This is a genomic window from Geodermatophilus obscurus (genome assembly GCF_900143215.1).
GTDB classification, from domain to species: Bacteria; Actinomycetota; Actinomycetes; order Mycobacteriales; family Geodermatophilaceae; genus Geodermatophilus; species Geodermatophilus obscurus_A.
In genome coordinates, this window is sequence record NZ_FRDM01000006.1 from 191,452 (window position 1) to 198,015 (window position 6,564).

General features: G+C 76.3%; 6 protein-coding genes and 1 pseudogene. All 7 read left to right on the forward strand.

From position 1 onward, the window contains the following. The first annotated feature begins 115 nt into the window (after positions 1–115). A complete protein-coding gene (locus BUB17_RS08820; RefSeq protein ID WP_244277069.1) occupies positions 116–1,165 on the forward strand; it encodes an iron ABC transporter substrate-binding protein in 1,050 nt (349 codons plus the stop codon). 152 nt (positions 1,166–1,317) lie between these two features. Further along, positions 1,318–2,751, forward strand: coding sequence for an ABC transporter permease (locus BUB17_RS08825; protein ID WP_244277071.1), 1,434 nt, complete (start codon positions 1,318–1,320; stop codon positions 2,749–2,751). A 40-nt stretch (positions 2,752–2,791) separates the two neighbouring features. Then, a complete protein-coding gene (locus BUB17_RS08830) occupies positions 2,792–3,865 on the forward strand; it encodes an ABC transporter ATP-binding protein (protein WP_072916564.1) in 1,074 nt (357 codons plus the stop codon). Between the two features lie 20 nt (positions 3,866–3,885). Continuing rightward, the gene (locus tag BUB17_RS08835; protein WP_244277073.1) at positions 3,886–4,671 is read left to right on the forward strand and encodes an aldolase; all 786 of its coding nucleotides are present in this window, start codon (positions 3,886–3,888) and stop codon (positions 4,669–4,671) included. Next, on the forward strand, positions 4,668–5,522 hold the full coding sequence (locus BUB17_RS08840; protein ID WP_072916570.1) for an NAD-dependent epimerase/dehydratase family protein: 855 nt from the start codon (positions 4,668–4,670) through the stop codon (positions 5,520–5,522). Before BUB17_RS08835 ends, BUB17_RS08840 begins: the two co-directional genes overlap by 4 nt. Further along, the gene (locus tag BUB17_RS08845; protein WP_072916573.1) at positions 5,519–6,178 is read left to right on the forward strand and encodes a glycosyltransferase; all 660 of its coding nucleotides are present in this window, start codon (positions 5,519–5,521) and stop codon (positions 6,176–6,178) included. Before BUB17_RS08840 ends, BUB17_RS08845 begins: the two co-directional genes overlap by 4 nt. A 150-nt stretch (positions 6,179–6,328) precedes the next feature. Then, positions 6,329–6,564, forward strand: a pseudogene (locus BUB17_RS08850) (endonuclease); the annotation flags it as partial.

Sequence of the window (6,564 nt, forward strand, 5' to 3'; positions counted from 1 at the left end):
GACCCGTGGTACACCTTCAAGTCAGGTGTGCCTAACCTGTCTTCCGGACGACACCGCCTCACGGGGCGGTCCGGCCGGGCGCGGGGTCCGGCGATCCGTCGGCGAGGAGGCCCACGTGCCCGGAAGAACTCACGTGCTCGGCGGGGCGGTGCTCGGGCGGAGCGCCGCCGCGGCGCTCACCGCCCTGGTGGCGGCCGGGGCACTCGCCGGCTGCGGCGGGGACGACGCGGAGGCCGCGGAGACGCTGACGGTCTACAGCGCCCAGCACGAGAGCCTGGTGCGCACGATGCTCGAGGGCTTCACCCAGGAGACCGGCATCGCGCTGGAGTTCCGCGACGCCAACGACGCGGAGCTGGCCAACCAGATCGTGCAGGAGGGCGAGGCCAGCCCGGCCGACGTCTTCCTCACCGAGAACAGCCCGTCGATCGACGTCCTCGACCGCGAGGGCCTGCTCGCCCCGCTGGACCAGGCGACGCTGGACCAGGTCGGCGCGCAGTTCCGGCCCGCGTCGGGCAACTGGACCGGTTTCGCCGCCCGCTCCACCGTGCTGGTCCACAACCCCGCGCAGCTGCCCGCCGACCAGCTGCCGGCGTCGATCCTCGACCTCGCCGACCCGGAGTGGCAGGGCCGGATCGGCATCGCGGCGGGCGGCGCGGACTTCCAGGCGATCGTGGCCGGGGTCCTGGCGCTGCGCGGCGAGGAGGCCACCCGGGCCTGGCTGGAGGGGCTGCAGCGCAACGCGAACGTGTACCCGAGCAACAGCGCGGTGATGGTCGCCGCCGACGAGGGCGAGATCGACGCCGGCGTCATGTACCACTACTACTTCTACCGGGACCGCGCCGAGAACGGCCTGAAGAGCGACGACGCCGAGCTGCACTTCTTCCGCAACTCCGACCCGGGCGCCTTCCTCAGCGTCTCCGGCGCCGGTGTCCTGGCCTCGTCCGACCAGCCCGAGCAGGCCCAGCGGCTGGTCGCCTACCTGACCTCCCCGCCGGCGCAGCAGCGGCTGGCCGAGAGCACCGCGCTGGAGTACGCCGTCGGCAACGGCGTCCCCTCCGCGGAGGTGCTGCCGCCGCTGGCGGAGCTGCAGGCGCCGCAGGTCGACCCGGGCTCCCTCGACCAGCAGCAGGTCACCGAGCTCATGCAGGACGTGGGGCTGCTCTGAGCGCCCCCGCGTCGCCGGCCGCCGCGCCCGGGACGGCGGCCCGGCCGGCCGTCCCGGGGCGGTCGCGCACGCGCCGCACGCCGCTGACCCTGCTGCTCGCGGCGGCGGTCGCGCTGCTCGCGCTGCTGCCGCTCGGCTTCGTCGTCGCGGAGATGGCGGACGTCGGCTGGGCCGGCGTGCGGGAGCTGGTGTTCCGCCCGCGGGTGGCCGAGCTGCTGGGCAACACGGCACGGCTGGTCGGCGGCACCGTGCTGCTGTGCGCCGTCCTCGGCGTGGGTGCGGCCTGGCTGGTGGAGCGCTCGGTGCTGCCGGGACGGCGGCTGTGGCACGTGCTGCTGGTCGCGCCGCTGGCCGTACCGGCGTTCGTGAACAGCTACGCCTGGATCTCGCTGCTGCCGGGGCTGGACACCTACGGCGGCGCGCTCCTGGTCGTGACCCTGTCCTACTTCCCCTTCGTCTACCTGCCGGTGGTCGCCGCCTTCCGCGGCCTGGACCCGGCCCTGGAGGACACCGCCCGCGGCCTCGGGCTGTCCGGCCCCGCTGTGTTCCGGCGGGTGCAGCTGCCGCAGCTGCGGGTGGCGCTGCTCGGCGGCAGCCTGCTCGTCGCGCTGCACGTGCTCGCCGAGTTCGGCGCGCTGCAGATGCTGCGCTACCCGACCTTCACCACCGCCATCTACGACCAGTACCGCGCCACCTTCAACGGGCCCGGCGCGACCGCGCTGGCCGGCGTCCTGCTGCTGCTGTGCCTGGGACTGCTGCTGGCCGAGCTGCGGCTGCGCGGCGTGCGTGGCTACGCCCGCACCGGAGCCGGGGTGGCCCGCGGCGGGCGGCCGGCCCGGCTGGGCGCCCTCGGGATCCCCGCGTTGCTGGCCCTCGGCGGGCTGGTCGCGCTGTCGCTGGCCGTGCCGCTGGGCAGCCTCGCGCTGTGGATGGTCCGCGGCTCGTCGACGGCGCTGGACCGGTCCGCGCTGCTGGAGACCACGGGCACGACGCTCGGGCTGGCCGCGGTCGCAGCAGCCGTCACCACCGCGATGGCGCTGCCCACCGGCTGGCTCGCCGTCCGGGCCCGAGGCCGGGTGGCCACGCTGCTGGAGCGCAGCACCTACCTGGGCAGCTCGGTGCCGGCGATCGTCATCGCCCTCGCGCTGGTCACCGTCTCCCTCGAGGTGACGCCGTGGATCTACCAGACGGTGCCGGTGCTGCTGGCCGCCTACGCGATCCTCTTCCTGCCCCGCGCGATCGTCACGGTGCGCGCCGCCGTCGAGCAGGCGCCGCCGCTCTACGACGACGTCGCCGCCTCGCTGGGTTCCTCACCGGCGGACCGGCTGCGCCGGGTGACCCTGCCGCTGCTGGCGCCCGGCCTCGGCGCGGGCGCGGCGCTGGTGTTCCTCGCGGTGGTCACCGAGCTCACCGCCACGCTGCTGCTCGCACCGATCGGCACCACGACGCTGGCCACCGCCTTCTGGTCGGCCAGCAGCGCGCTGGAGTACGGCGCCGCCGCCCCGTACGCGGTCGTCATGGTGCTGCTCTCGGCGCCGGCCACCGTGCTGCTCTCCCGCGACGCCCGGCGGGGGCTGACGACGTGATCCCCCGACCTGCCTCCCCTCCCCGACGGGACCCGCTGCCATGAGCTCGCTGACGGTCATCGACGTGACGAAGTCCTACGGCGCGACGCCGGTGCTGACCGGGGTGGACCTGCACGTGCCCGAGGGCAGCTTCACCGCGCTGCTCGGACCCTCCGGGTGCGGCAAGACGACGCTGCTGCGGCTGGTCGCGGGCTTCGACGACCCCGACCGCGGCACCGTCGAGGTGGGCGGGCGCCTGGTGGCCGGCCCCGGCCGCAGCGTGGCCGCGCGACGCCGGCACATCGGCTTCGTGCCGCAGGAGGGCGGGCTGTTCCCGCACCTGTCGGTCGCCGGCAACGTCGCCTTCGGCCTGCCCCGGCGGCAGCGCCGCGACGCCGGCCGGGTGGCGTCGCTGCTGGAGCTCGTCGGCCTGGACGGCGCCCTCGCGCAGCGCTCGCCGCACCAGCTGTCCGGCGGTCAGCAGCAGCGGGTCGCGCTGGCCCGGGCGCTGGCACCGGCGCCGTCCCTGGTGCTGCTCGACGAGCCGTTCTCCTCGCTCGACGCGTCGCTGCGGGAGGAGACGCGGCAGGCGGTGGCCGACGCGCTGGCCGCGGCCGGTGCCACCGCCGTCCTGGTCACCCACGACCAGGCCGAGGCGCTGTCGATGGCCGACCAGGTGGCCGTGCTGCGCGGCGGCCGGCTGGTGCAGCTCGCCGACCCCCGCACGCTCTACCGCAGCCCGCACGACCTCGACGTCGCGACCTTCGTGGGGGAGTCCGTGGTGCTCGACGCCGACGTCCGGGCCGGCCGGGCGCACTCGGCCCTCGGCGTGCTCGACCTCGAGCGCAGCTGTCCCGACGGGCCGGTGCGGGTGCTGCTGCGCCCGGAGCAGCTGCGGCTCGGGCCGGTGGCCGGATCCGGGCCGCGCGCCCGCGTGCGCGCCGTCGACTTCTTCGGGCACGACGCCCGGGTGCGCCTCGAGCTGTCCTCCGGGATGGCGTTCAGCGCGCGGCTGGAGGGCTGGGACCTGCCGGCGGTGGGGGACGACGTGACGGTCGGCGTCCTCGGCGCGGCACTGCCGTTCCCGGGGGACGAGGTCCGGTCCCGGATGGGTCGGGTTCCCGCGTCGAGTTAGGTGTGCCTAAGCTCACCGGCGTGGACCTCTTCCTCTTCACGGTCGACCCCGGCTGGGGTGCCGACGTGGTCGCCGCGGGCGCGGCCGGGGTCGTCGTGGACTGGGAGCGGCGTGGCAAGCACCGCCGGCAGCTCGGTGAGGGCACCCAGATCAACGGCGACACCCCCGCCGACCTCAGCCGCATGCGCGCGGCCACCGACGGGCGGCTGCTGTGCCGGATCAACGGCTTCGGCCCGTGGACGCCGGCCGAGGTGGACGACGCGGTAGCCCGGGGCGCCGACGAGCTGTTCCTGCCGATGGTGCGCACGCCTGCGGAGGTCGACCGGACCCTCGACCTGGTGGCCGGTCGCTGCGGGCTGGGCATCCTGGTCGAGACGCAGGACGGCGTGGCGCGCGCGGACGAGCTGGCCCGCCGTCCGCTGTCGCGGGTGTACGTGGGCCTCAACGACCTGCGCATCGACCGCGGCGCGCAGCAGCTGTTCACGCCGCTGGTCGACGGCACGGTGGACGCCGTCCGTGCGGCGGTGCCCGGGCCGTTCGGGGTCGGCGGGCTGACCCTGCCCGAGGCCGGCGCGCCGGTGCCGGCCTGGCTGCTGGCCGCCGAGCTCGTCCGCCTCGGCGCCGACTTCACCTTCCTGCGGCGCTCGTTCACCGCGGACATGGCCGGGCGCGACCCGTTCGTCGAGGTGCCCCGGCTGCTCGACGTCCTCACCGGTCTGGAGACCGCCACCGCGGCCGACGTGGCCGAGCGCCGGGCCGCCTTCGTCGCCGCGGTGACCGGCGTGCCGGTGGCACAGCCGGCGTGAGGGCACTGGTCACCGGTGCCGGCGGCTTCGTCGGCCGGCACCTGGTCGCGCGGCTGCGCGGCGACGGGTGGGACGTCGTCCCGCTGACCCGCGCCTCGGTCGACCTGGCGTCCCCGGACGACGCCGCGGCCGCCGTGCGGGTGGCCGACCCGGACGTCGTCTTCTCGCTGGCCGCTGCCCGGCGCAAGGCGACGCCGGCGGAGCGGGCCGCCACCGTCGCGGTCAACACCAGCCCGTGGCTGGTCGACGCGCTGCCCGACCGGTGCCGGGCGGTGGTGCGGCTGGGGTCGTCGACCGAGTACGCCGCCGCGCCGGTCCCGCTGGCCGAGGACGCCGCGCTGCGCCCGCGCGGGTTCTTCGGCGCCACCAAGGCGGCCGGCTCGCTGCTGCTGCAGGCCGCCGCGGCCGAGCGCGGGATGCGCTCGGCGGTGCTGCGCGCGTTCCAGGTGTACGGGCCCGGCGACCACCCTCCCCGGCTGGTGCCGGTCGTGCTCGACGCCGCCCGCACCGGCGCCGTCGTCCCGCTGCCGGAGCGGGTGAGCCGGCGGGACTGGGTGTGGGTCGGCGACGTCGTGGAGGCGTGCGTGCGGGCCGCGCTCGCCGACGACCTGCCGCCGGGTCAGGTGCTCAACATCGGCACCGGCGTGCAGACCTCGACCGAGGAGCTGGTGTCGATGGCGTCGCGGGTGACCGGCCGGCCGATCGCCGTCGCGGCGGGTGCGCACCCGGGCCGGGACTGGGATACCGACTGCTGGGTGAGCGACCCGTCGCTGGCGGCGTCGCTGCTGGGCTGGCGGGCCTCCGTCGACCTGGCCGAGGGCCTGTCGCGCACCTGGGCCGCGCTGTCGTGACCCGCGTCGCCGTCGTGGTGCCGGTGTACCGGAACGCGGCGACCCTCCCCGCGCTCGTCGACCGGCTGGGCGTCGCGCTGGCCGACCGGGACTGGTGGGTGCGGCTGGTGGTCGACGGGTGTCCCGCCGGGAGCGCCGACGTCGCCCGGTCGCTGGCCGGTCCGCGGGTCGGGGTGACGGTGCTGTCCGTCAACGGCGGGCAGCACGCCGCGCTGCGGCGGGGGCTGGCCGACGAGCCGGACGCCGACGCGTGGGTGTGCCTGGACGCCGACCTGCAGGACCCGCCGGAGGCCGTGCCGCTGCTGCTCGACCGGCTGGCGGCGGGGGACGCCGAGGCGGTGTTCGCCGGCCGGCGCGGGGCGTACGAGTCGTGGCTGCGGCGGGTGACCGGCGGGCTGCACCGGCGGGTGGCGGCGCGGCTGACCGGCCTGCCCCCGGACGCCGGCGCGTTCCTGGCTCTCGGCCCTGCCGTGCGGGCCGCCGTGCTCGCATCGGGGTCGCCGAGCGTGGTGCTCGCCGTGGGGGTGGCCCGGCAGCCGGTGACGAGCGTGCCGGTGGCGCGGGCCGTGCGCCCGGAGGGGCGCTCGGCGTGGACGGCGCGAGCGCGGCTGGGGCAGTCGGTGCGCTCGCTGGGCTGGGCGCTGCGGCAGCAGTAGGCGTCTGCTGGCTGTTTGGCATCGGCTGCTGCGGGCTGTCAAGAGGCCCAGTCGATCTGTGGACAAGCCATTGAGCTGCGGATTCGGGATGAGTGACGTCCCCGGGCTCGCTAGGCTTCGAACAGGTGATCGAGTCGGTGGGGAGGTGTCGTGGACGACCTGTTGGCTGCCCTCGACGCGCTCGCCGGCGAGGATCTGGCGCCGTTGTTCGGCCCGGCGCTGCTGGACCGGCTGGGTCCGCTGCTGGTGGCGCAGAACCGGCTGGCCGCCGAGGTGGCCCGCACGGTGCGCGAGTGCGAGGTGTCCGGTGCCGCGGAGGTCGACGGGCTGAAGTCCATGGGCTCCTGGCTGCGTGGGCACGGGCACCTGTCGACCGCCGAGGCCGC